Origin of the sequence: Streptomyces sp. TS71-3, from assembly GCF_018327685.1 — a bacterium.
Lineage (GTDB): Bacteria > Actinomycetota > Actinomycetes > Streptomycetales > Streptomycetaceae > Streptomyces.
Window position 1 is genome coordinate 2,025,801 of record NZ_BNEL01000001.1, and the last position, 24,057, is coordinate 2,049,857.

At 72.1% G+C, this 24,057-nt stretch carries 14 protein-coding genes and 1 pseudogene; 7 read left to right on the plus strand and 8 right to left on the minus strand.

The features are described 5' to 3' along the window. Window positions 1–69: 69 nt before the first annotated feature. The 3 genes from Sm713_RS08355 (at window position 70) to Sm713_RS08365 (ending at window position 3,351) form a co-directional block, all read left to right on the plus strand. Window positions 70–498, plus strand: coding sequence for a MerR family transcriptional regulator (locus tag Sm713_RS08355; protein ID WP_212909015.1), 429 nt, complete (start codon window positions 70–72; stop codon window positions 496–498). Further along, a complete protein-coding gene (locus Sm713_RS08360; protein WP_283249767.1) occupies window positions 495–827 on the plus strand; it encodes a co-chaperone YbbN in 333 nt (110 codons plus the stop codon). The genes Sm713_RS08355 and Sm713_RS08360 overlap by 4 nt, the downstream gene beginning before the upstream one ends. 235 nt (window positions 828–1,062) lie before the next feature. Next, the gene (locus Sm713_RS08365; protein ID WP_374195972.1) at window positions 1,063–3,351 is read left to right on the plus strand and encodes an ATP-dependent DNA helicase; all 2,289 of its coding nucleotides are present in this window, start codon (window positions 1,063–1,065) and stop codon (window positions 3,349–3,351) included. 356 nt (window positions 3,352–3,707) lie between these two features. Here Sm713_RS08365 and Sm713_RS08370 read toward each other — a convergent pair whose 3' ends face one another. Together Sm713_RS08370 and glgB are read right to left on the minus strand one after the other, a co-directional pair. Then, window positions 3,708–4,535, minus strand: coding sequence for an alpha/beta fold hydrolase (locus tag Sm713_RS08370; protein WP_212909016.1), 828 nt, complete (start codon window positions 4,533–4,535; stop codon window positions 3,708–3,710). A 138-nt stretch (window positions 4,536–4,673) separates the two neighbouring features. Next, window positions 4,674–7,094, minus strand: a complete 2,421-nt coding sequence (glgB, locus tag Sm713_RS08375; protein WP_249416169.1) for a 1,4-alpha-glucan branching enzyme — start codon at window positions 7,092–7,094, stop codon at window positions 4,674–4,676. On the opposite strand from glgB, the gene Sm713_RS40220 reads away from it, so the two are divergent. Further along, the gene (locus tag Sm713_RS40220; RefSeq protein ID WP_249416170.1) at window positions 7,057–7,497 is read left to right on the plus strand and encodes a hypothetical protein; all 441 of its coding nucleotides are present in this window, start codon (window positions 7,057–7,059) and stop codon (window positions 7,495–7,497) included. The two genes, glgB and Sm713_RS40220, sit on opposite strands and share 38 nt — an antisense overlap. Window positions 7,498–7,551: 54 nt before the next feature. Here Sm713_RS40220 and Sm713_RS08380 read toward each other — a convergent pair whose 3' ends face one another. From Sm713_RS08380 to Sm713_RS08390, 3 genes and pseudogenes are all read right to left on the minus strand, one after another. Continuing rightward, window positions 7,552–9,165 carry a maltokinase gene (locus Sm713_RS08380; RefSeq protein WP_212909017.1) on the minus strand — a complete coding sequence of 538 codons (1,614 nt, stop codon included), beginning with the start codon at window positions 9,163–9,165 and terminating at the stop codon, window positions 7,552–7,554. 458 nt (window positions 9,166–9,623) lie between these two features. Beyond that, window positions 9,624–11,315: pseudogene (gene treS, locus Sm713_RS08385) on the minus strand (maltose alpha-D-glucosyltransferase); the annotation flags it as partial. Further along, on the minus strand, window positions 11,312–13,384 hold the full coding sequence (locus Sm713_RS08390; RefSeq protein WP_212909018.1) for an alpha-1,4-glucan--maltose-1-phosphate maltosyltransferase: 2,073 nt from the start codon (window positions 13,382–13,384) through the stop codon (window positions 11,312–11,314). The pseudogene treS and the gene Sm713_RS08390, both read right to left, overlap by 4 nt. A gap of 379 nt (window positions 13,385–13,763) precedes the next feature. Between Sm713_RS08390 and glgP the strand changes: the two genes are divergently transcribed. Next, window positions 13,764–16,469, plus strand: a complete 2,706-nt coding sequence (glgP, locus tag Sm713_RS08395) for an alpha-glucan family phosphorylase (RefSeq protein ID WP_212909019.1) — start codon at window positions 13,764–13,766, stop codon at window positions 16,467–16,469. Between the two features lie 676 nt (window positions 16,470–17,145). On the opposite strand, the gene Sm713_RS08400 is transcribed toward glgP, so the two are convergent. After that, on the minus strand, window positions 17,146–18,723 hold the full coding sequence (locus Sm713_RS08400; protein ID WP_212909020.1) for a M4 family metallopeptidase: 1,578 nt from the start codon (window positions 18,721–18,723) through the stop codon (window positions 17,146–17,148). Window positions 18,724–19,014: 291 nt separating this feature from the next. Continuing rightward, window positions 19,015–21,087 (minus strand): M4 family metallopeptidase, encoded by a 2,073-nt coding sequence (locus tag Sm713_RS08405; RefSeq protein WP_212909021.1) that lies wholly within the window; start codon window positions 21,085–21,087, stop codon window positions 19,015–19,017. A 1,129-nt stretch (window positions 21,088–22,216) separates the two neighbouring features. On the opposite strand from Sm713_RS08405, the gene Sm713_RS08410 reads away from it, so the two are divergent. Further along, the gene (locus tag Sm713_RS08410) at window positions 22,217–22,666 is read left to right on the plus strand and encodes a hypothetical protein (protein ID WP_212909022.1); all 450 of its coding nucleotides are present in this window, start codon (window positions 22,217–22,219) and stop codon (window positions 22,664–22,666) included. Window positions 22,667–22,886: 220 nt separating this feature from the next. Here Sm713_RS08410 and Sm713_RS08415 read toward each other — a convergent pair whose 3' ends face one another. After that, the gene (locus Sm713_RS08415; protein ID WP_249416171.1) at window positions 22,887–23,312 is read right to left on the minus strand and encodes a helix-turn-helix domain-containing protein; all 426 of its coding nucleotides are present in this window, start codon (window positions 23,310–23,312) and stop codon (window positions 22,887–22,889) included. A 66-nt stretch (window positions 23,313–23,378) separates the two neighbouring features. On the opposite strand from Sm713_RS08415, the gene Sm713_RS08420 reads away from it, so the two are divergent. Then, window positions 23,379–24,032 (plus strand): NADPH-dependent F420 reductase, encoded by a 654-nt coding sequence (locus Sm713_RS08420; RefSeq protein ID WP_212909023.1) that lies wholly within the window; start codon window positions 23,379–23,381, stop codon window positions 24,030–24,032. Window positions 24,033–24,057 lie beyond the last annotated feature (25 nt).

Below are 24,057 nucleotides of genomic sequence, written 5' to 3' on the forward strand. Positions count from 1 at the left end.
CGCCCGGACCGCGGGCCACGGCCGGCGGCTCTTGTCTTGACGCCGACGTCAACACGTACGGTCCAGGACATGCGCATCGGCGAACTTGCCCAGCGGGCCGGGACGACCACCCGGACGCTGCGGTACTACGAGTCCCGCGGGCTGCTTCCCGCACGCCGCGGCCCGAGCGGTCACCGCACCTACGACGAGTCGGACCTCGTGCTCCTGCGGCAGATCAGGACGCTTCAGGAGTTCGGCTTCGGCCTGGAGGAGACCAGGCCGTTCGTGGAGTGCCTGCGCGCCGGCCATCCGGCAGGCGACTCCTGCCCCGCGTCGCTCGACGTCTACCGGCGCAAGCTCGACGAACTCGACCGGCTGATCGGCGAGCTGCGCGCGGTGCGCGCCCAGGTGGGCGTACAGCTCGTGCGCGCGGAGCGGGAGAGGGACGCGCTGGCCGCCGGCGCGGTGGCCCCGGACGGCCCGGAGCCACGCTGCGAACTGGGAGGACGAGGACTGTGACCAAGGCGGCAGAGGTGGCGGAGGTGACGGACGCCGACTTCGAGGGCGAGGTCCTCGGGGCGGACGGTCCGGTGCTCGTGGAGTTCACGGCCGAGTGGTGCCCGCCATGCCGGCAACTCGCCCCGGTGCTCGGCGAGATCGCCCGCGACGAGGCCGGGCGGCTGAAGGTGGTCCAGATCGACGTGGACAGGAACCCGGCGACGGCGATCGCGTACGGCGTCATGGGCACGCCGACGATGATCGTGTTCCGGGACGGGAGCCCCGTGAAGTCGATGGTGGGGGCACGCGCGAAGCGGCGGCTGCTGGAGGACCTGGCCGACGTGGTGTAGGCGGCGGCCTGGGCGGCTCCGGCGTCGGTAGGCGGCTCCGGTCTCCGTCAGAAGCGGCCCCGGCCTCCCTCAGAAGAAGAAAATCCCCCGGCGAATTGACAGCCGGGGGATTTCTCTGCGTATATTGGATTTTCGTGTCTGCTTCTCGCGATAGCTTGCCGAAGTGCCGGCGAGGCATCAACAAGAAGCCGTCATCCAAAGCTTATGCGCGCAGTCTATCGGGGTGGGAGTCGAATTGTCAAACTCATCGGACGGCAATGTCCCTGACCAGGAATTGTCGGCGGAGCAGAAATTCATCGACGGCCTCTACGAGCACGTGGACGCGCTGCGCGGGGACGTGGAGGGCTCCGTCCAGGAAGCCCTGGGACCGGTGGGCAACAACTACCAGGCCCGGCTGGAGCGCGACGTGCGCGTCACCGAGCGTTCGGGGCTGCTGGCCGCGCTGAGCGCCGTCGACGGCTCGCTCTGCTTCGGCCGCATCGACCTGGCCGGCGGCGGCGGCCACCACATCGGCCGGATCGGGCTGCGCGAGGAGCACCCCGACGAGACGGGCGAGCGCGCGCCGATCCTCATCGACTGGCGCGCCCCGGTCGCGAGGCCGTTCTACCTGGCCACCGGCCACGAGCCGATGGGCCTGCGGCGCCGCCGGCACATCTCCACCCGAGGCCGCGAGGTCACCGCGCTGCACGACGAGATCCTCGACCTCTCCGACGAGGAGCGCACCGGCCACGAGGACCACACCGGCGACGCCGTGCTGCTCGCCTCGCTGAACGCCGCGCGTACCGGCCGGATGGGTGACATCGTGCGCACCATCCAGGCCGACCAGGACCGCATCATCCGCGCCCCGCACCGCGGTGTCCTGGTCGTGGAGGGCGGGCCCGGCACCGGCAAGACCGCCGTGGCGCTGCACCGCGCCGCGTACCTGCTCTACGAGCACCGTGAGCTGCTGGCCCGGCGCGCGGTGCTCATCGTCGGGCCGAACCCCGCCTTCCTCGGCTACATCGGCCAGGTGCTGCCGTCCCTCGGCGAGACGGGCGTGCTGCTGTCCAGCCCGGGGGAGCTGTACCCGGGAGTGCGCGCGACCGGCCGTGACACCCCGCGCGCCGCCGCCGTCAAGGGCCGCGTGGAGATGGCCGAGGTGCTCGCCGCCGTGCTGGCCGACCGCCAGGCGCTGCCCGATCCGGTGATCGCGATCGAGCACGACCGGGAGATCCTGATGCTCGACGACGACCTGGCCCGGGTCGCCCGGGACCGCACCCGCGAGGCCCGGATCCCCCACAACGCCGCCCGGGAGTACTTCGAGGGCCACATCCTCAACACCCTCACCGACATGCACGCCGAGCGCATCGGCACCGACCCGTACGACGGCGACAGCCTCCTCGACCCCGACGACATCACCCAGATCCGTGACGAGCTGGCCGCGAACCCCGAGGTCTGGACGGCCATCGACCAGCTCTGGCCGCGGCTCACCCCGCAGCGGCTCGTCGCGGACTTCCTCGCGGAGCCGACCCACCTCTGTGAGGAGGACGCCGCCGCGATCCGCCGCGCAGGCGGCCCCTGGACCCCCGCCGACGTGCCGCTGCTGGACGAGGCCGCGGAACTGCTCGGCGAGGACGACCGCGTGGCGCGGGCCTCGGCGGAGCGGGAGCGCAGCGAGAAGATCGCCTACGCCCAGGGCGTGCTGGACGTGTCCTACGCGTCGCGGACGTACGAGTTCGAGGACAAGGAGGACGACGACTCCGAGGTGCTCGGCGCGCACGACGTCATCGACGCCGAGCGGATGGCCGAGCGGCACGACGAGGACGACCACCGCAGCGCCGCGGAGCGCGCCGCGGCCGACCGGACGTGGGCGTTCGGGCACATCATCGTCGACGAGGCGCAGGAGCTGTCGCCGATGATGTGGCGGCTGCTGATGCGGCGCTGCCCGACGCGGTCGATGACGCTGGTCGGCGATCCCGCGCAGACCGCGGACGAGGCGGGCGTCGGATCCTGGGACGCGATCCTCGCGCCGTACGTCGAGAAGCGCTGGAAGCACACCCGGCTGGGCGTCAACTACCGCACGCCCGCGGAGATCATGGAACTGGCGGCGGACGTGGTCCGGGCCGAGCGGCCCGGGTTCGAGCCGCCGCGGTCGGTGCGGAGCACCGGGGTGCGGCCTCTGGTGCGCTCGGCCGGTCGCGACTCGCTCGCCGGCGCGGTGGCGTCCGTGGTGGCCGAGCTGGCTCCTGCGGAGGGGCGGCTCGCGGTGATCGCGCCGCGGGGGTTGCACGGGGAGCTGGGCCGGGCGCTGCCCGGTTCGCACGGCGGGGTGCTGCCGGATCTCACGCAGCCCGTCGTCCTGCTGGATCCCCGGGGGGCCAAGGGGCTGGAGTTCGACGCCGTCGTGGTGGTGGAGCCGGGGGCTTTCGGCACGAGCGATCTGTATGTCGCCCTGACGCGGGCGACGCAGGCGCTGGGGGTCGTCCACACCGGGAGCCTGCCGCGGGGTCTCACGGCGACCCCGGCCCCGACCTCGGCCCCGTAAGGCCGGGGCCCTGCCGTCGGCGCGGGGGCGCCGGTTATCGCCCTCCGGGCTCGTCCTCAAACGCCGGACGGGCTGGTTGTCGGCCTGGCGGCCTTGTCCTGAAGCGCCGGACGGGCTTGATTTTGTGGCTCGTGTCCCTGTCGAATGGCGGGCTTGATGCGTCGCCGATGCCTCGGTCGGCGTGACCATGTGCCGGTGGGGGCGCGGGGAACTGCGCGACGAGCCCCCACCGGCCGGTGGCCGGGGACGAGACCCGAGGGTGCTGGTCCTGCGACTGTCCAGCCCGTCCGGCGTTTGAGGACGAACGAAGCCGTGGCGAGCGAACAATCGGCCCCCGCGCCGCCAGGCGCACCCCCTCAGGAGGAGAGGAACTCCAAAAGGTCCCGGTTGAATTTCTCCTTGTCACCGGGAACCATCGCCAACCCGTGCGCCCCGCCCTCATACACCTTGAGCGTGGCATTCGGAATGAGCTGAGCCGCTTTCTTCCCGGTCGCCTCGAACGGCACGATCTGATCGTCGTCCCCGTGCACGACAAGCGTCGGAACCCCGAAGTTCCTCAGGTCCTCCGTGAAGTCCGTCCTCGCGTACGCGTCCACGCACCTGACGCCCGCCTCGATGCTCTCGTGCATCGCCATGAACCAGAACGCGTCCAGGTTCCCCTGCGTCACGCGGTTGCCGCGCCGGTTCGCGCCGAAGAACGACTCCGAGAGGTCCTTCCAGAACTGTGAACGCTCGGCGATGATGCCGCTCTTGATGTCCTCGAAGACTTTCGCGGGCACCCCCTCGGGGTTGGTGTCCGTCTTGAGCATCAGCGGCGGGATCGCCGAGAGCAGCACGGCCTGGCTGATCCGCCGGGTGCCGTGGCGGCCGATGTAGCGGGCCAGCTCGCCGCCGCCCATGGAGTGCGCGACCAGCGTGACGTCGTGCAGGTCGAGCTTGTCGATGAGGTCGTTCAGGTCGTCCGCGAACGTGTCGAAGTCGTAGCCGCCCCAGGGCTGCTCGGAGCGGCCGTGGCCGCGGCGGTCGTGGGCGATGCCTCGGAAGCCGTTGTCCGCGACGTGTTTCATCTGGTCGTCCCAGGCGTCCGCGTTGAGCGGCCAGCCGTGGCTGAAGACGACCGGGCGCCCGTTGCCCCAGTCCTTGTAGTGGATGTCGACACCGTCACGGGTGGTCACAGTGGGCATGGGCGGTCCTCTCGCTCGTGTGCGGCGCCAGGGGAGCCCATCAGGGTCCTCCAGGCGCCTTCCGGGCAGCATCAGGCAATTCCATGTAAACCCACATGGGCGTATCCCGCAGGACGGACGGTGAGACGGGCGTGGGCGCTACACGGGCCGTAGCCACACGGTCGCGAGGGGCGGCAGCGTCAAGGCCAGACTGGTCGGGTGGCCCCCGGCCGGCACCGGCTCCGCCTTGTGGACGCCCGCGCCCCGCACCCCGCTCCCGCCGTACCAGGGATCGTCGGTGTTGAGGATCTCGTGCCAGGCCGGCTCCGCCTCCGGCACGCCGACACGGAAGCCGTGCCGCACCACCGGCGAGAAGTTGCACACCGACAGCAGCGGGGAGCCGTCGGCGGCGAACCGCAGGAACGCGAAGACGTTGTCCTCCGCGGCGTCCCCCACCACCCACGCGAAGCCCCGCGGGTCGCTGTCGCGCTGCCACAGCGCCGGCTCGCCCCAGTACACCGTGTTCAGGTCGCGCACCAGATCCCGTACGCCGCGGTGGTCCGGCTCGGCCGGGTACGCGGGATCGAGCAGCCACCAGTCCGGGCCGTGCCCCTCCGACCACTCGGCGCCCTGCGCGAACTCCTGCCCCATGAAGAGCAGCTGCTTTCCCGGGTGGGCCCACATGAACCCCAGATACGCCCGCTGGTTGGCGCGCTGCTGCCACCAGTCCCCGGGCATCTTCGACACCAGCGACCGCTTGCCGTGCACCACCTCGTCGTGCGAGATCGGCAGGACGTAGTTCTCGCTGTACGCGTACACCATGGAGAACGTCATCTCGTGGTGGTGGTACTTCCGGTGCACCGGCTCGTGCGCCGCGTACCCGAGCGAGTCGTGCATCCAGCCCATGTTCCACTTCAGCCCGAAGCCGAGGCCGCCGAGGCCCCCGGCGCCGGTGAGGTGGGTGGGACGGGTGACGCCGTCCCAGGCGGTCGACTCCTCCGCGATCGTCACCACGCCCGGCACCCGCCGGTACACGGTGGCGTTCATCTCCTGGAGGAACGCCACCGCGTCCAGGTTCTCCCGGCCGCCGTGCGCGTTCGGGGCCCACTCGCCGGGCCGGCGCGAGTAGTCCAGATAGAGCATCGACGCCACCGCGTCCACCCGCAGCCCGTCGATGTGGAACTCCTCGCACCAGTAGACCGCGTTGGCCACCAGGAAGTTCCGCACCTCGGGGCGCCCGTAGTCGAACTCCAGCGTCCCCCAGTCGGGGTGCGCGGCCCGCACCGGATCCTGGTGCTCGTACAGCGGACGCCCGTCGAACTCGGCGAGCGCCCAGTCGTCGCGCGGGAAGTGCGCGGGCACCCAGTCCACCAGCACCCCGATGCCCGCCCGGTGCAGCGCGTCCACCAGGTGCTTGAAGTCGTCCGGGGTGCCCAGCCTGGCCGTCGGCGCGTAGAAGCCCGTCACCTGGTAGCCCCAGGAACCGCCGAACGGATGCTCGGCCACCGGCATGAACTCCACGTGCGTGAAACCCAGGTCCGACACGTAGGCGGGAAGCTGCTCGGCGAGCTGGCGGTACGTCAGCCCGGGGCGCCAGGACGGCAGGTGCACCTCGTACACCGACAGGGGCGCCTCGTGCACGGACTGCGCCGCGCGGTGCGCGAGCCACGCCCCGTCCCCCCACTCGTGGTGCGACGCGAAGACGACGGACGCGGTGGCGGGCGGCGTCTCGGTGCGGCGTGCCATCGGGTCCGCCCGCAGCGTCCGGGTGCCGTCCGGGCGGGTGATCTCGAACTTGTACAGCTCGCCCTCGCCGACGGCCGGCACGAACAGTTCCCAGACGCCGCAGGAGCCCAGCGAGCGCATGGGGTGTCCGGTGCCGTCCCAGTAGTTGAAGCCGCCGACCACCCTGACCCCGCGCGCGTTCGGCGCCCAGACGGTGAAACGGGTGCCCTCCGTGCCCTGGTGCTCCATGGGCCGCGCGCCCAGCGCCAGCCAGAGCTGCTCGTGCCGCCCCTCCCTGATCAGATGCAGGTCGAACTCGCCGAGGGAGGGGAGGAAGCGGAAGGCGTCCTCCGTGTCGTGCATGACGTCGGGGGCGGGGGTTTCGGTGGGTTCTGCGGGGGCGGCGGGGGTGGCGGGGGCGGCGGATTTGGTGGGTTCTGCGGGGGCGGCCGGTTCGGTGGGGACGGTGGCCTTGCCCGCGGCGGTCGTGCGCTTGGCCGGGGCAGCGGGGCCGCCGGGGCCCCCAGGTCCGCCGGGGGCGACGCGCACGTGGGCCGGGCCCGCCCCGGTCGCCGTGCCGGTGCCCGCCCCGGAATCCGTGGCGGTCTCCGGGGCCGGGTACGTGACGCTCAGCCGGTACTCCGGCGCCGCCCGCGGCGGCAGGGCGCCGGAGAAGAAGCCGCCCCCGTCGTCGTGCAGCGGGACGCGGGCGTCTGGGGTGACCACGGTGACCGCCCGGGCTCCCGGCCGCAGGGCCCGCACGACGACGCCGTCCCCGGTGCGGTGCGCGCCCAGCACGGCGTGGGGGTCGTGGTGCGTGCCGGCGAGCAGCCGCTCCCGGTCCCCGGCCGGCACGGCGGTCCCGCTCGGGACGCCCGCGGCGACCGGCCCCGGCCCAGGCGCGCGTCCGGACGCCGTCCTCTTCTTCGGGGCGGCCGCAGGCCTGGTACCCGAGGCGGCCGCCGACTTCGCCCTCCCGGCCGCACGCTTCCCGGTGGCCGCCCCATTGCCGGCAGCGGCCCGTCTGCCCGCCCCCGCCGGCCGCTTCCGCGCCGCCGCCCCGTCCTTCGCCGCCGCCCGGCCCCGTCCCGCCGCGGCACCGCCCGCCCCCGCGTCCTCCGGCGAACGGGCCGCCGAGGGCACGGGTGCCGTGGGCAGCGGGGGAACGGCGCCGGACGCGCCGCCCGCGGGGGACGGCGGGGGCGCCGAGGGCGGCTGGGGCGACGGTTCGCGGGTGTGGGGGCTGGTCACGGGCTGAGCCTCCTCGGGGGTACCGCCCGGGCGCACGGAGAGCAGGGCGGAGGGGGAGTGGTCACAGGTCGTCGGCGGTGGCCAGGCGGTGTATCGCGGCGAGCGGCACGGGCAGCCAGTCGGGCCGGTGCCGTGCCTCGTACATCACCTCGTAGATCGCCTTGTCCGTCTCGTAGGCGCGCAGCAGCACCGGCTCCGCACGGGGATCGTGGCCGGCCACCTCCGCGTACCCCGCGCAGTAGGAGCCCCGGCAGCCGTGTGCCCAGTCGGGCGCCCAGGGGCGGTGCGAGCGGGCCGCGTAGTCGAACGAGCGCAGTATCCCGGCGATGTCGCGCGCCGGCGGCTGCGGCATGAGGCGCTCGCTGAGCGGGCGCGCCGGCTCGCCCTCGAAGTCGATCAGCGACCACTCGCCGGACGGGGCCCGCAGGCACTGCCCCAGGTGCAGGTCGCCGTGCACCCGCTGCGCGGACCACGTGTCGCTGCGGGAGCCGAGCGCGGCCAGGGAGTCGTAGGCGGAGCGCAGCCCGCGGGCGTACGGCCGCAGGGCGGGAACCGCGTCCACCGCCGCGTCCAGCCGCTGTGTCATGCCCCGCGCCAGCCGTTCCATCTGCCGCCGGTCCAGCGTCACCGTGGGCAGCGCGCGCGCCAGCGCGGTGTGCACCTCGGCCGTCGCGCGGCCCAGCGCCCGCGCCTCGCAGCGGAAGTCCTCTCCCCTGGCGAGTTCGCTCAGCGCCAGCTCCCAGCCGTCCGCGGCACCCTTCAGGAACGGCTGGAGCACGCCGAGCACGAGGACGTCGTCCGCGGGCTCCGCCGGGTAGCGGCCGGGTGGCTGCGGGCGGCGGTCGGGGCTTCCGGGCCGCCGGCCGTCCGCGGGCCCGGCGGCCGGGCGCGGCCCGTGCTGCGCGAACGCGTGGGGCGCAGGGCGCCGCGCGTCGGCGGCGTCGCGCGCGTCGGCCACGAACCAGGCGGCGGGCGGCGGCACGCGCGGGCACGCGGTGCGGGCGAGCGCGTGCGGCAGTTCCAGATCGGGGTTGGTGCCCGGCACGATGCGCCGGAACAGCTTGAGAATGAACGTATCTCCGTATACCAGGGACGAGTTGGACTGCTCGGCGCCCAGCATCCGCGGCGGCAGACCATGGCCGATCTCGATGTCCGTGTCGCGTTCGAAGCGCAGCCCGCCGATCCGCGCCCGCCGGCGCAGGGCCTCCAGGAGCACCTCGGCGAGCTGGGGGTCGTACAGCGCTTCGTAGACGACGCGGCCGACGCGGCCGACGCGGCCGTCGCAGCCGCCGGCGCCGGCCAGCGGGCCGTCCGCGACGTGGCCGATGAGGGCCGGGGCGAGGTGCGGGGGGAGCGTGTCGCGCACGCCCAGCAGGAGCTGGTAGCAGTCGCCGGACGGGGCTGGACCGCCGCGGCCCGCGGTCGGCGGCTGCTCCGCGCGCACCAGCAGGTGGAGCAGGCCCGCCGCCCGGTCGGCGCCGGCGTCCCGCGCGGCGGGCAGTGCCGGGGGCCTCAGCTGGGTCGCCGAGACCAGCGAGAAGCCGGTGACCGGCCGGCCCTTCCCGGCGAACCAGCGCTGCCTCGGCAGCCAGCCGTGCAGCAGCGGGCCGAGGGAGACGAGCAGGTCGGGGCAGGCGAGGGACGCCGTGCCGGGATGTGTGGCGGCTTCCGACATGGCGTCACAGTCCTTTCCCCAGGCACCACTCAAACTCCGCGCCAGTTTCCCGGAATGCTCTGGTTACTGCGCGGCTGTACGGAACGTGTCGGGTCAGGATGGTCCGTACGGACTCGGTGGGGTATGGCGCCCGGGCGGACCGGTTCGGCCGGTCGGGCACGGCCGGTGTGCCCGGGCGCCTGTCGCTATCTGCCGGGGCCGCCGGCCTTGGGCACGGATGGGGCGGTGGCCGAGGACGCCGCCACCTCCGGGGCCGGGGAGGCGACCGGTTCCGCGGCCGGGGCCGGCTCGGCAGCGCGGGGTACGGACGGCTCGCCGGCACCCGCCGCCGTTCCGGAACCGCCCGCCGCCGTCCCGGGGCCGCCCGCCGCGGAGTCCTCGAACCCCGCGTCGTCCGGGCCGTCGTGCGCCTCCAGCGACGCTCCTGCCGCCGCCACCGTGGCCGTCGGCGTGGCGGTGTCCTTGCGGAGCCGGAACCAGTAGAAGCCGTGACCCGCCAGGGTGAGCAGGTACGGCCACTCGCCGATCGCGGGGAACCGCACCCCGCCGATCAGCTCCACCGGATGGCGGCCCTCGAAGACCCGCAGGTCCAGCTCCGTCGGCTGGGCGAAGCGCGAGAAGTTGTGCACGCACAGCACCAGGTCGTCGCCGTACTCGCGCAGGAACGCCAGCACGGCGGGGTTGGTGGACTGAAGCTCGGTGTAGCTGCCCAGGCCGAACGCCGGGTTCTGCTTGCGGATCTCGATCATCCGGCGCGTCCAGTGCAGCAGCGAGGACGGCGACGACATCGAGGCCTCGACGTTGGTGACCTGGTAGCCGTAGACCGGGTCCATGATCGTCGGCAGGAAGAGCCGGCCCGGATCGCTGGACGAGAAGCCGGCGTTGCGGTCCGGCGTCCACTGCATCGGGGTGCGCACCGCGTCACGGTCGCCCAGCCAGATGTTGTCGCCCATGCCGATCTCGTCGCCGTAGTAGAGGATCGGCGAGCCCGGCAGGGAGAGCAGCAGGGCGGTGAACAGCTCGATCTGGTTGCGGTCGTTGTCGAGCAGCGGGGCGAGCCGCCTGCGGATGCCGATGTTCGCGCGCATCCGCGGGTCCTTGGCGTACTCCGCGTACATGTAGTCGCGCTCTTCGTCCGTGACCATTTCGAGGGTGAGCTCGTCGTGGTTGCGCAGGAAGATCCCCCACTGGCAACCGGACGGAATCTCCGGGGTCTTGGCGAGGATTTCCGAGACCGGATAGCGCGACTCGCGCCTGACGGCCATGAAGATCCGCGGCATCACCGGGAAGTGGAAGGCCATGTGGCATTCGTCGCCGCCTCCGCTGAAATCGCCGAAATAGTCGACGACGTCCTCGGGCCACTGATTGGCCTCGGCGAGCAGCACGGTGTCCGGATAGTGCGCGTCGATCTCGGCGCGCACCCGCTTCAGCATCTGGTGGGTGGCGGGGAGGTTCTCGCAGTTGGTGCCCTCCTCCGCGTAGAGGTACGGGACCGCGTCCAGGCGGAATCCGTCGATGCCGAGGTCGAGCCAGAAGCGGAGGGCGGCGAGGATCTCCTCCTGCACCGCGGGGTTCTCGTAGTTCAGGTCCGGCTGGTGGGAGAAGAACCGGTGCCAGTAGTACTGCTTGCGGACCGGGTCGAACGTCCAGTTGGACGCCTCGGTGTCGACGAAGATGATCCGGGCGTCCTGGTACTGCTTGTCGTCGTCGGCCCAGACGTAGTAGTCGCCGTAGGGCCCGTCGGGGTTCGTGCGGGACTCCTGGAACCACGGGTGCTGGTCACTGGTGTGGTTCATCACGAAGTCGACGACCACCCGCATGCCGCGGTGGTGCGCCGCGTCCACGAACTCCACGAAGTCGGCCAGGTCGCCGAACTCGGGGAGCACGGACGTGTAGTCCGAGACGTCGTAACCGCCGTCACGCAGCGGCGACTTGAAGAAGGGCGGCAGCCAGAGGCAGTCCACGCCCAGCCACTGGAGGTAGTCCAGCTTGGCGGTGATGCCCTTGAGGTCGCCTACGCCGTCTCCGTTGCTGTCGTGGAAGGAGCGTACGAGCACTTCGTAGAAGACGGCACGTTTGAACCACTCGGGGTCCCGGTCCTTTGCGGGAGTGTCCTCGAAGGTGTCCGGGACGGGTTCATTGACGATCATGATGTGGGTGACCCTCCGATCGGCGGGGACGGTCGCAGGACGGTGAACACGTGCGCGGGAACGCTTCTCGGCTCCAGACGCACGTAGTTGGCCCTGCCCCAGTGATAGGTCTCGCCGGTGAGCTCGTCGCGCACCAGCAGGGGCTCGTGCCAGTCGAACCCCAACCGCGGCATGTCCAACGACACCGTGGTCTCGTGGGTGTGGTGGGGGTCGAGATTCGCGACCACCAGAACGGTATTCGAGCCACGGGTGCCAGCGGCAGCTTTTGAGAAAGCAATTACCGAGTCATCGGTGGTTTTGTGGAAGTGGAGGTTCCGCAACTGCTGGAGAGCGGGGCTGCGGCGCCGGATGCGGTTGAGGGCGGAAATCAGAGGTGCAATGGTCCGTCCCTCGCGTTCCGCCGCTTCCCAGTCACGGGGGCGCAATTCGTACTTCTCGGAGTGGAGGTACTCCTCGCTGCCCTCACGGAGCGGGGTGTTCTCGCACAGCTCGAAGCCGCTGTAGACGCCCCAGGACGGCGACAGCGTCGCGGCCAGCACGGCCCGCACCTCGAACGCCGTGCGACCGCCTTTCTGCAGGTAGGAGTGGAGGATGTCGGGTGTGTTGACGAACAGGTTGGGCCGCAGATAGGCCGATGTCTCAGTCGAGATTTCCGTGAGGTATTCGGTGATCTCCCGCTTGGAATTGCGCCAGGTGAAATAGGTGTACGACTGCTGGAAACCGATGGCCGCCAGGGTGCGCAGCATCGCGGGCCGGGTGAAAGCCTCGGCAAGGAAGATGACATCGGGATCGGTGCGGTTGATGTCCGAGAGAACCTGCTCCCAGAACACCACGGGTTTGGTGTGCGGATTGTCGACGCGGAAGATGCGCACCCCGTGCGACATCCAGAACCGCACGATGCGCAGCGTCTCCGCGACCAGTCCCGCCATGTCCTCGTCGAAATGCAGCGGATAGATGTCCTGGTATTTCTTCGGGGGGTTCTCGGCGTAGGCGATGCCGCCGTCGGGGCGGTGCCTGAACCACTGGGGGTGCTCCTTCACCCAGGGGTGGTCGGGGGAGCACTGGAGCGCCAGGTCGAGCGCGACCTCCAGGCGCAGCGCGGTGGCCCGCCGCACGAACGCGTCGAAGTCGTCGAGGGTGCCCAGGTCCGGGTGGACGGCGTCGTGCCCGCCGTAGGCGGAGCCGACCGCCCAGGGCACGCCGACGTCGTCGGGGCCCGCGGACAGCGCGTTGTTCCGGCCCTTGCGGAAGGTCTCCCCGATGGGGTGCACCGGCGGCAGGTACACCACGTCGAAGCCCATCGCCGCGATCGCGGGCAGCCGCTCGGCCGCCGTGCGGAAGGTGCCGCCGAGGCGGGCGGCTTCCGCGGCGGCTTCCGGGGCCCGGCCCGGCACCGGCGCGCCCTCGGAAGAGGCGCCCTCCGGGGTCCCGTCCGGCACCCGCGCCCCCTCGGAGCGCGGGAAGAACTCGTACCACGACCCGAACAGCGCCCGCTTGCGCTCCACCAGCAGCGGCAGCCGCTTGGAGGCCGTCACCATCTCGCGCAGCGGGTAGCGGGCCAGCACCTCGTCCACCTCGGGGGCGAGCGCGGCGGCCAGCCGGTCGGCGGCCGGCCGGGAGGTGTCGCGCAGCGCGTCCGCGGCGGCCAGCACCACCTCGCGGCGGCCCTTGCTCTTCGGGACCCCGGCCGCCGCCCTGTCGTGCAGCGCCGCGCCCTCGGCGAACACCAGCTCGGTGTCGACGCCGGCCGGCACCTTGAGGCGCGCGGTGCGCCGCCAGGTGGCGACCGGGTCGCCCCAGCCCTCCACCAGGTAGCTCCAGCGGCCCTCCACGGCCGGTGCCACCGTGGCCGCCCACAGGTCGGTGCCCGGGGCGGTCTCGCGCATCGGCGTCCAGGGCGCGCCGCGTCCGTTCGGGCCGCGCAGCACCACGTTGGCGGCGACGGCGTCGTGGCCCTCGCGGAAGACGGTCGCGGTGATGTCGAACGCCTCGCCCACCACGGACTTGGCGGGCCGGCGGCCGCAGTCGACGGAAGGGCGTACGTCCAGGACGGGGATACGGCCGATCATGAGATCACCTGATGGGTCGGCGGAGCGAAGGTAAAGGTTGTTTTGACCTTTTTATCGGTGCGACCGACGACTCAGGGCCCGCGGACATGGCCGCTCCTGTCCGCGTTCACTCGGTTCACTCAACTGGGGGTGCGCGCCTGGCGCCTGGCAGAGGGTGTGCGCCTGGCTCGCGACGCACCGGGTGAACCTTCCCCGGAGCCTCGGGGGCGCATTCGGGTGTTCGGTTCGCACGCACCCCCCTGGAGCAGCAGGGGGAGCACGGCTTCTGACGGGGCGTCCCACCGTGCGCCTCGGTTGCGACCGGCGTCGCCTCCGCGACGGTCCCCGCCTCCGGGTGCGTCCCATTGCGGTGCCCGGAATGGATTGCAAAGGTGGATATGTGAAGGCCATCCGTCGGATCACCGTACGTCCTGTTCTTCCTGAGCCGCTCCGTCCGCTCAGCCGACTCGCCCGTAACCTCCGCTGGTCCTGGCACCAGCCGACCCGCGAGCTCTTCGCCCGCCTCGACCCCGACCGCTGGGACGCATCCGGCCGCGACCCCGTGCGGCTGCTCGGCAGCGTGCCGCCGGCCCGCCTCGCCCGGCTCGCCGCCGACGAGGACTTCCTGCGGCGGCTCGCCGGCGCCGCCGCCGACCTCGACTACTACCTGACCGGGGAGCGCTGGTACCAGCAGCAGCCCGGCGACCTCCCTGCGGCCGTCGCCTACTTCTCCCCGGAGTTCGGCCTCACCGCCGCACTGCCCCAGTACTCCGGCGGCCTCGGCATCCTCGCCGGCGACCACCTCAAGGCCGCCAGCGACCTCGGCGCTCCGCTGATCGGCGTAGGGCTGCTCTACCGCCACGGCTACTTCCGCCAGAGCCTCGCCCACGACGGCTGGCAGCAGGAGCACTACCCGGTGCTCGACCCCCACGAGCTGCCGCTCAGCCCGCTCCACGAGGACGACGGCACCCCCACCCGGGTCCGCCTCGCACTGCCCGGCGGCCGGGACCTGCGGGCCCGCGTCTGGCTCGCGCAGGTCGGCCGGGTGCCGCTGCTGCTGCTCGACTCCGACGTCGAGGAGAACGATCCCCGCGAGCGCGACGTCACCGACCGCCTCTACGGCGGCGGCAGCGAGCACCGCCTCCTCCAGGAGATGCTGCTCGGCATGGGAGGCGTCCGGGCCGTCCGCTCCTACTGCCGGATCACGGGCCACCCCGAGCCTGAGGTGTTCCACACCAACGAGGGCCACGCCGGCTTCCTCGGCGTGGAGCGCATCCGGGAGCTGTCCGTGCGCGGCCTCGACTTCGACGCCGCACTTCAGGCCGTGCGCGCCGGCACCGTCTTCACCACCCACACGCCCGTGCCCGCCGGCATCGACCGCTTCGACGCCGACCTCGTCGCCCGCCACTTCGGCCCGGACGCCGAGGCGCCCGACATCGACGTGGAACGGGTCCTCAGGCTCGGCAGGGAGAGCTACCCGGGAGGCGACCCCGCACTGTTCAACATGGCCGTCATGGGCCTGAGGCTCGGCCAGCGCGCGAACGGCGTCTCCCTGCTGCACGGCAGGGTCAGCCGGGAGATGTTCGCGGGCCTGTGGCCCGGCTTCGACGCCGACGAGGTGCCCATCACCTCGATCACCAACGGCGTGCACGCCCCCACCTGGACCGCGCCCGAGGTCCAGCGGCTCACCGCCGGCGCGGACCGGGCGGCGCCCGGCGACGGCACCGACCCCGAGGCCCTCGCGGGCGTCCCCGACGAGGACCTCTGGCGGCTCCGCGGCGAGCTGCGCGGCCAGCTCGTGGCCGAGGTCAGGTCTCGGCTGTACGCGTCCTGGCGGCAGCGCGGCGCGGCCCCCGCCGAGCTGGGCTGGATCGACCAGGTGCTCGACCCGGCCGTGCTGACCATCGGCTTCGCCCGCCGCGTCCCCTCCTACAAGCGCCTCACCCTGATGCTGCGCGACCCCGCCCGGCTCACCGCCCTGCTGCTGCACCCCGAGCGCCCCGTGCAGATCGTGGTGGCCGGCAAGGCGCACCCCGCGGACGACGGCGGCAAGCGCCTCGTACAGGAACTGGTGCGCTTCACCGACGACCCGCGGGTGCGGCACCGCATCGTCTTCCTGCCCGACTACGGCATGGGGATGGCGCAGCGCCTCTACCCGGGCTGCGACGTCTGGCTGAACAACCCGCTGCGGCCTTTGGAGGCCTGCGGCACCTCCGGGATGAAGGCGGCACTGAACGGCTGCCTCAACCTCTCCGTCCTGGACGGCTGGTGGGACGAGTGGTACGAGCCCGACTTCGGCTGGGCCATCCCCACCGCCGACGGCCACGACGCCGCCGGCCGCCACGGTCACGCGGGGCCGGGCGGGGCGGGCGACAACGGCGCGCTGGGCCGTCCGGCGGATACCGTCCCCGGCCGGGCCGTGCTCGACGAGGAGCGCAGGGACGACCTGGAGGCGGCGGCACTCTACGACCTGCTGGAGCGGCGCATCGCGCCCTGCTTCTACGAGCAGGGCTCCAGGGGCCTGCCCGACCGCTGGATCGAGATGGTCCGCCGCACCCTCGGCGGGCTCGGCCCCAAGGTACTGGCCGGCCGCATGGTCAGGGAGTACGTCGAGCGGCTCTACACCCCCGCGGCCCACGCGCACCGCGTCCACGGCCCCGAAGCGGCGCGGGCACTCGCGGCCTGGAAGTCGAGGGTGCACGCGGGCTGGCCGCGGGTCGCCGTCGACCACGTGGAGGCTGCGGGGGCGGCGAGCACCGCGGAACTGGGCGCCACCCAGGCCCTGCGGGTGCGGGTACGCCTCGGCGACCTCTCACCGGACGACGTCGAGGTCCAGGCGGTCACCGGCCGCGTGGACACCGAGGACCGGATCGCCGGGGCGACCTCCTTCCCGCTGAAGCCGGTAGCGGGCCCCGACCTGGAGGGCCGCTGGAGCTACGAGGGCCCCCTGACCCTGGACCGCACGGGCCCCTTCGGCTACACCGTCCGCATCCTGCCCTCCCACCCCCTGCTCGCCTCCGGTGCGGAACTGGGCCTGGTAGCACTCCCCGACGACGGCACGGGCACCCCGGCGACGGCGGAGGGGGCGGGGGTGGTGCTGAGGTAGCCCGGACGCACGTTCCACCGCGCCCGCCCGCGCCGGGAAGGGGGCGCGGGGCTGTGGTCGATATGCGGCTCCGCCGCGTGGCCGCGAGCAACCACCACGGACCGCAGGTGTGGACACAGCCGTGCCCACGTGGCGGGTGGTTGGGGCGCAGCCCCGCTGGAAGGGGGCGCGGGGAACGGCGCGAGCGACCACGATGGACCGCAGGTGTGGACACAGCCGTACCCGTGCGGCGGGTGGTTGGGGCGCAGCCCCGCTGGAAGGGGGCGCGGGGAACGGCGCGAGCGACCACGATGGACCGCAGGTGTGGACACAGCCGTGCCCACGTGGCGGGTGGTTGGGGCGCAGCCCCGCTGGAAGGGGGCGCGGGGAACGGCGCGAGCGACCACGATGGACCGCAGGTGTGGACACAGCCGTACCCGTGCGGCGGGTGGTTGGGGCGCAGCCCCGCTGGAAGGGGGCGCGGGGAACGGCGCGAGCGACCACGATGGACCGCAGGTGTGGACACAGCCGTACCCACGTGGCGGGTGGCCGGGGCGCAGCCCCGCTGGTAGCGGGAGGCGCGCGCAACCAGCACCGGTTCACCCGGCGGCCACGCCGCAAACGCGCCGACGGGCGCCACCCGGACCAAGGTCCAGATGCCGCCCGCCGGCTGACGGAGGCGCCATGCGCCTCACGTTCAGGAGACGTTGACGGCCGCCCAGGCGGCGTCCACACCCTTGTACTCGGCGGAGTCCTGTCCGTACAGGTCGGCGGCCGCACTCAGGGTGCCCTCACGGGCCCCCTTGTAGTCGGTGTCCGACGTGAAGTACTCGCTCAGGGCCTTGAACCAGATCTGCTCGGCCTTGTCCCGGCCGATCCCGGTGACGGTGGAGCCGTCGGACGTCGGCGAGTCGTAGTGCACGCCGTTGATGTCCTTGGCCCCGCTGCCCTCGGACAGCAGGTAGAAGAAGTGGTTGGCGATGCCCGAGGAGTAGTGGACGTCGGTGTTGCCGGCGTCCGCGCTCCACGAGTCCAGGGACGCGCCGTCCTTGGAGGGCTTGTCCATGTAGCGCAGCGGGGAGCCGTCGCCGTTGATGTCGATCTTCTCGCCGATGAGGTAGTCGCCCGGGTCCTCGGCGTTGTTGGCGTAGAACTCCACGGACGTGCCGAAGATGTCACTGGTGGCCTCGTTCAGGCCACCGGACTCACCGCTGTAGACGAGGCCGGCGGTGGCCGCGGTGACACCGTGGCTCATCTCGTGCGCCGCCACGTCCAGGGCGGTCAGCGGCGCCTTGTTGCCCGCGCCGTCGCCGTACGTCATGCAGAAGCAGGAGTCGTCCCAGAACGCGTTGACGTAGTTGTCGCCGTAGTGCACGCGGGAGTAGGCGCCCTTGCCGTCACCGTTGATGCCGCTGCGGCCGTGCACCTCCTTGTAGTAGTCCCACGTCTCGGCGGCACCGTAGGCGGCGTCGACGGCGGCGGTGGCCGGGTCGTCGACCTTGCCGTTGCCCCACTTGTCGTCGTCGTCCGTGAAGAGCGTGCCCTTGCCGCTGACACCGTTGTCAAGGTTGTACGTGCTGTGCCCGCCGCGGTCGCCGTCGGTCAGCTCGTAGGTGCTGCCGTTCTTCGTGGTGCCGAGGTCGACGGTGCCGCTGAACTCGCTCTCCCCGGTGCCCGTGTGGATGGCGTCGTACTGGAAGAGCTTCTTGCCGGAGGCGGCGTCCGTGATGACGTGCAGCTTCTGGGGCGTGCCGTCCTTCGCGGTGCCGGTGACGACCTTCTCGTACGCCAGGGTGGGCTTGCCGGAGGCGGCCCAGACGACCTTGCGCGCGCCCTCGGGCGCGGCCTTGGCGGCCGGCGTGCCGGTGCCGGTGGGGACGGCGATGCTGCCCTTGGCAGCGCGGGTGACGCCCTTGGTCGTACCGGACTTGCTCTCGTGGACGACCAGGTCGCCGCCGAGCACGGGCAGGCCGGCGTAGGTGCGCTCGTAGCGGGTGTGGGTGGTGCCGTTGCCGTCCTTGACGACGTCCTTGACGACAAGCTTCTCCTTGTCGCTCAGGCCGAGTGCCTTCGCCGTCTCGTCCGTCCTGGCCTGGGCGGCCTTGACGAGGTCGGTGTGCGCGGTCGCCGTGAGGCTCATGGGGGCGGCGGCCGGGATGGACGGCTTGGGCTGGGCGGAGGCCGGTCCCGAGACGGCGGACGCGACGAGCGCGCCGGCGGCGACGGTGGTGGCGATGGCCAGGACCTTGCCTCTGCGAGATATGTGGGGGGTCACGCAGGCTCCTTGTGGTTCGTGGGGGAGACCCGAAGACGTGGGGGTCCTTCGGGGTTACACATTGAGGTGCGAAGTACACCTGCCCGGGCAGCCTGTCATTTACCTCTCGTACATGTCATGAGTCCGTACCAATGTTGGCGGGAAATCGATAGCAACTTGCCAACTACTGGGCGCAATACGAATGAAATGTTCTGGATACCGTCGGTCTGGACCGAACGGCGGCGCCGCACCCGGGAGTTCTCCCAGGTGCGGCGCCTGTGAAGTGGCCCTATGTGGACGGTGTAAGGACCGTCAGAAGGTGAGCTTCCAGCCGTTGATGTATCCGGTGTCCTGCGCGGCGGTGTCCTGGACCCGCAGCTTCCAGGTGCCGTTGGCCGCCACCGTGGAGGCGTCCACGGTGTAGGTCTCCTGGACGTTCTGGCCGGAATCGAACCCGTCCGCGTCCTTCAGCCGGGCATACGCACCGTTCGGCGCCACCAGGTCGACGACCAGGTCGCCGCGGTAGGTGTGCACGATGTCGACCGAGACCGTGAGGTCGCTCGGGGCGTTGCCGCTGATCCCGCTGACGGCGATGGACGAGGTCCCGGTGCCGCGGTCGGGGATGTTGACCCGCGTGTTGCTCTCGAAGGTGGTGCCGTCGCCCGGGTCGCCCGGGTCGCCGCCGCCCGGCCGCGAGCCGACCTTGATGCCCGCCCAGGCGTCCGCCACCGACTTGTACTCCGCCGAGCCCGTGCCGTACAGCTCGCCGGCGACGGCCAGCGTGCCGGTGCGCGCGGCCGCGTAGTTCGTCGTCGAGGTGAACTTCGTGGTCAGCGCCTTGTACCAGATCAGCGCCGCCTTGTCCCGGCCGATCCCGGTGACGGGAAGGCCGTCGCCGGTCGGCGAGTCGTAGTGCACGCCGCCTATGTCCTTCGCGCCGCTGCCCTCGGACAGCAGGTAGAAGAAGTGGTTGGCGGGACCTGACGAGTAGTGCACGTCCAGGCCGCCGAGCCCGGAGGACCAGTTGTCCGGCGAGGTGCCGTCCCTGCTCGGCTTGTCCTGGTAGCGCAGCGGAGTGCCGTCGCCGTTGATGTCGATCTTCTCGCCGATGAGGTAGTCGCCCGGGTCGGCGGAGTTGTTGGCGTAGAACTCGACCGCGGTGGCGAAGATGTCACTGGTGGCCTCGTTCAGGCCACCGGACTCACCGCTGTAGTTGAGGCCCGCGGTGGCCGAGGTGACGCCGTGCGACATCTCGTGCGCCGCCACGTCGATCGACGTCAGCGGCGAGGTGTTGCCGAAGCCGTCGCCGTAGGTCATGCAGAAGCAGGAGTCGTCCCAGAACGCGTTCACGTACTGGTTCCCGTAGTGCACCCGCGAGTACGCGCCGACACCGTCCCCGCGGATGCCGGTGCGGCCGTGCACGTTCTTGTAGTAGTCCCAGGTCAGCGCCGCCCCGTAGTGGGCGTCGGCGGCGGCCGTCTCCGAGTTGGTGGCCTGCCCGTTGCCCCAGACGTCGTCGGTGCCCGAGTAGAGCGTCCCGGTGCCCGAGGTGCGGCCCGCCAGGTTGTACGTCTTGTGGTTGCCCCGGCCGGTGTCCGTGAGGGTGTACGTCGAGCCGGAGTGCTGGGTGCCGAGGGTCACCGTGCCGCTGTACTCGGTGTTGCCGGTGCCCGTCTCGATGCCCTGGTAGCTGTACAGCTGCTTGCCGGTGGAGGCGTCCGTGATGACGTGCAGCTGGTTCGGGGTGCCGTCGTCCTGGAGGCCGCCGACGACCGTCTCGTAGGCGAGCACCGGGCTGCCCTGCGCCAGCCAGACCACCTTGCGCGGGGCCCTGTCGGCCCCGGCCTTCTCCGCGCCCTTCGCCGCGGCGGCGCTCAGCGCCTGCTTCTGGGCGGTCGCGGGCTTGACGGTGGCGGTGGTGTCCACGGTCCCGAGGTGGGTCCGGACGGCGGGTGTGATGCCCTTGGCCGCTCCGGCGCCCGTGGAGTCGACGACGAGGTCGCCGCCGAGCACCGGCAGGCCGTCGTACGTCCGCTCGTAGCGGGTGTGCAGCGTGCCGTCCGCGTCCTTGACGACGTCCCGCACGACCAGCTTCTCCTTGGCACCGAGCCCGAGCTCCCGGGCGGTGTCACCGGTGGCGGCCGATGCCTGCTTGAGCAGCGCGGTGCGCTGGGCGGGGGAGAGGTCGACCGGCAGCGCGCCCTTGTGGACGTTGCCGAGCGCCGGAGTGGGGTTGCCGATGGTGGCCTGCTGCGCGGGGTGCGCGTCGGCGGCGGCCACGCCCGCCTGGGCGCCGATCGACAGCAGCGCTGCGATGGCGACGAACACGCCGGCCGCCGTGGCCGGTCTGTGGGAGGCGCTGCCTCTTCGGGGGGTGTGTCTCAACACGGACTCCTTCTGCGTGGCTGCGGATGACGCGGCCAGGGTGGGCCGGACGGCGGGTGGCCGTCCGGGCACTACAGGGCGGAACCATGTGCGGACGTGCGGGTCTGCGCGCGGTGCGCGGTGCGGGTGCGCGTTTCCGCTCTGCGCTGTGCGCGGTCCGCTGTGCGCGGTGCGCTTGGCGCTGTGCGGGTGCGCTTTTGCGCCGCGTGCTGTGGGGGCGCGTGCTTTGGGCGCGGGTGGTCGTGCGGCGCTGGGGTTGTGCGGTGTGCGTGGCCGTGCGGTGCGCGCGGGTTCTGCGGTGTGGCGGTTGCTCTGCGGCGCTTGCGCTGCGGTGCGGTGCGCGCGGTCGTGCGGTACGCGTGCGCGTGGGGTGCGCTTGCGTGCGGGGTGCGCGTGCTCGTGAGCGCGTGTGGCGCGTGTGCAGGTGTTTCTGCGGTACCTACGGGTCGTGCGGTGCCGTGCGTTGCAGTGCAGTGCGGTGCAGTGCCGTGCGGCGCGTGCACAGCCCGGTCGTGCGGGCTCCGGCCGCCGGTGGGACAGGCCGGGCTGGGCGGCTCGATGGTGAACAAGCTGTGACCGAGCTGTGCAGTGGATGAGGGGAAGCGTGTCAGTCCGGCAACGGATTTGTCAGGAGCGCATCAATAGGTTGGCCGGAAAGGCTTGGTCGCGCGAGCGCCCCTGTTCGACCGGTCGGTTGGCTTGGAGGGGCCGCGTCTGCGAACGGTGGCGGTTTGCCCGGCGATGTCGTTCGACTGTCCGACCAGTGGCCCCGGCGGGGGTGTTCGAACGAGCGACCGGCGTCCCGGGTGGTGCCGTGTGACCGGATGACCCGTCGCCCGGATGATGGTGTTCGACCGGTGGCCTGTCGCGCGCTTGGCTCAGTGGCTGCCTTCCGCGTGACGGGGCGTCAGTCATTCGGATACGCCGGGTTTGACTGGTTCGGCGCTCGTGAACGAATGGGGGCGAATCGCTCGTTCATGTCGCGATGGGCAACCGCGACATGCCGTGAAAGAGGTACCTGATGCGGAGCAGCCGCCGGTCCGGCCGACGGGAACGCCTTGTGGAGCGGGTGTCGCGGCACCGTCGCGGCGCTCGGCGGTCGAGCAGGGGGCTCGTTCTCACCGCGCTGGTGCCCGTTCTCGCTCTGACGGCCCCGGCGGCGAACGCGCAGGGGGCGTGGTTCGACGTTCCCCCGGTGTCGGTCGCCCGGGCGACTCTGGCGGGGGCCGCCGCGCCCTGCCCCGAAGCCGCGGACGGCTCCCGCAAGCAGGTGAAGGACGCCTGCGTGTACGCGTTCGGCGGGCTCTCGGCCTCGCCGACCGGCCAGGTCACCGTCTACGACACGGTGGAGGCGTTCGACCACGCCGCGAACGACTGGACGGCCTTGGCTCCGCTGCCGACCGCGCGCGGCCGGCTGGCGGGGGCGGCGGCTCCGTGTCCCACGGGGCTGAACGGCAGCCGCGGTGCCGCCAAGGAGACCTGCGTGTACGCCATCGGCGGCTCGAACCTCACGACCGACTTCCTGAACACGGTGGAAGCACTCGCGGTGGGCTCCGGCAACACCGAACGAGCGCAATAGGGCGGTACGCGGCGGCTACCGTCGCGGCTACGGTCCCGGGTCGTTACGCGTAGAAGCCGTTTCGCATGCACTGCGCATTCGCATTCGCAGCCGCAGCCGCAGCCGCAGCCGCAGCCGCAGCCGCATCCGCAGCCGACGTCGCCGGGGAGCCGTGGCGGGCCCCGGTAGGGCGCGTTGCGCCGGTGTGAGGCGGCGCCCCCCTTCGGGCTCACCCGCCTCCTCACCCCGGCGGGTCGGCGCTTCCGCTCCGTGCCGCGTCCTCCTGGGCTTCGAGAAGCTCGTCACCGTGCTCGACCGCCCAGCATCCGAGCGCCCTCATGGGGCCCTCGACAAGGCTCTGCCCCAAGCCTGTCAGGCCGTACTCGACGCGAGGTGGCGCCTCGGCGTGTGCGTGGCGGTCGACCAGACCGCTGGAGAGCAGGCGGTGCAGGGTGTCGGTAAGAGCCTTGTCGCTGATGCCGCCGATCGCGGCACGCAGCTCGCGGCGTCGGCGCCGGCCCGTGCGGAGAGCCGCCAGCACGACGGGATCCCAGGTGTGGGCGAAGAGATCGGTGGCCGCGCGCACGCGGCAGTCGGCGACCAGCTCGTAGCAGCGGCCTTCGTGGTCAGTCATCTCGTCGCCCATCATCGCGCGGCCGTCGCGCACCGATCGGTGCGTAACGCCTTCCCTAGCGTGAGTGCCCGACTGGCTGCCACGTGAGAGGAAGCGACGATGCGCATCGGGATCCTGGGAACGGGGACGCTGGCGGCGGCCTTGGGCGAGGGCTGGTCACGCGCGGGGCACGAGGTGTCGATCGGCGGGCGGTCGCAGGCCAAGGCCGAGAAGCTCGCCGGGCGGCTGGGCCGCGGAGCGCTCGCCGTCACGCCGCGTGAGGCGGCGATCGGGCGCGATGCGGTGCTGCTCGCCGTGTCCTGGGACGGAGTCGAGGACATGCTGGAACTGGTGGGCGCGTCCGACGGCTTGCTTGAGGGGACGCCGTTGATCGATCCCACGAACGCCGTCGCGCACGGTGTCGGCGTCCTGCTCACCGAGCACGGCGAGTCGATGTCGAGGCGGATCGCCGGGCTTGCTCCGGGAGCACATGTCGTCAAGGCATTCCACCTCTTTCCCGCAGGTCAGTGGACGAGCCCTCCGGGTGGCGGCTCCTCCGGCGTGGCTGTCGCGATGTGCGGCGACGATCCTGCGGCACTGCATGTCGTCGGCGAGCTGGTGCGTGACGTCGGCGGGACACCGGCGGTTCTCGGGGCGCTGGACCGCGTCCGCCAGCTGGAGGAGGTGGCGGGTTTCACCATCGGACTGGCGTTCGCGGGCTTCGACCCCAGCTCCGCGGTGCCTCGCGTGCCCTCGTCGCGGGTGATGGACTGACCCGCTTGTCCGAGGCCGCGACCCC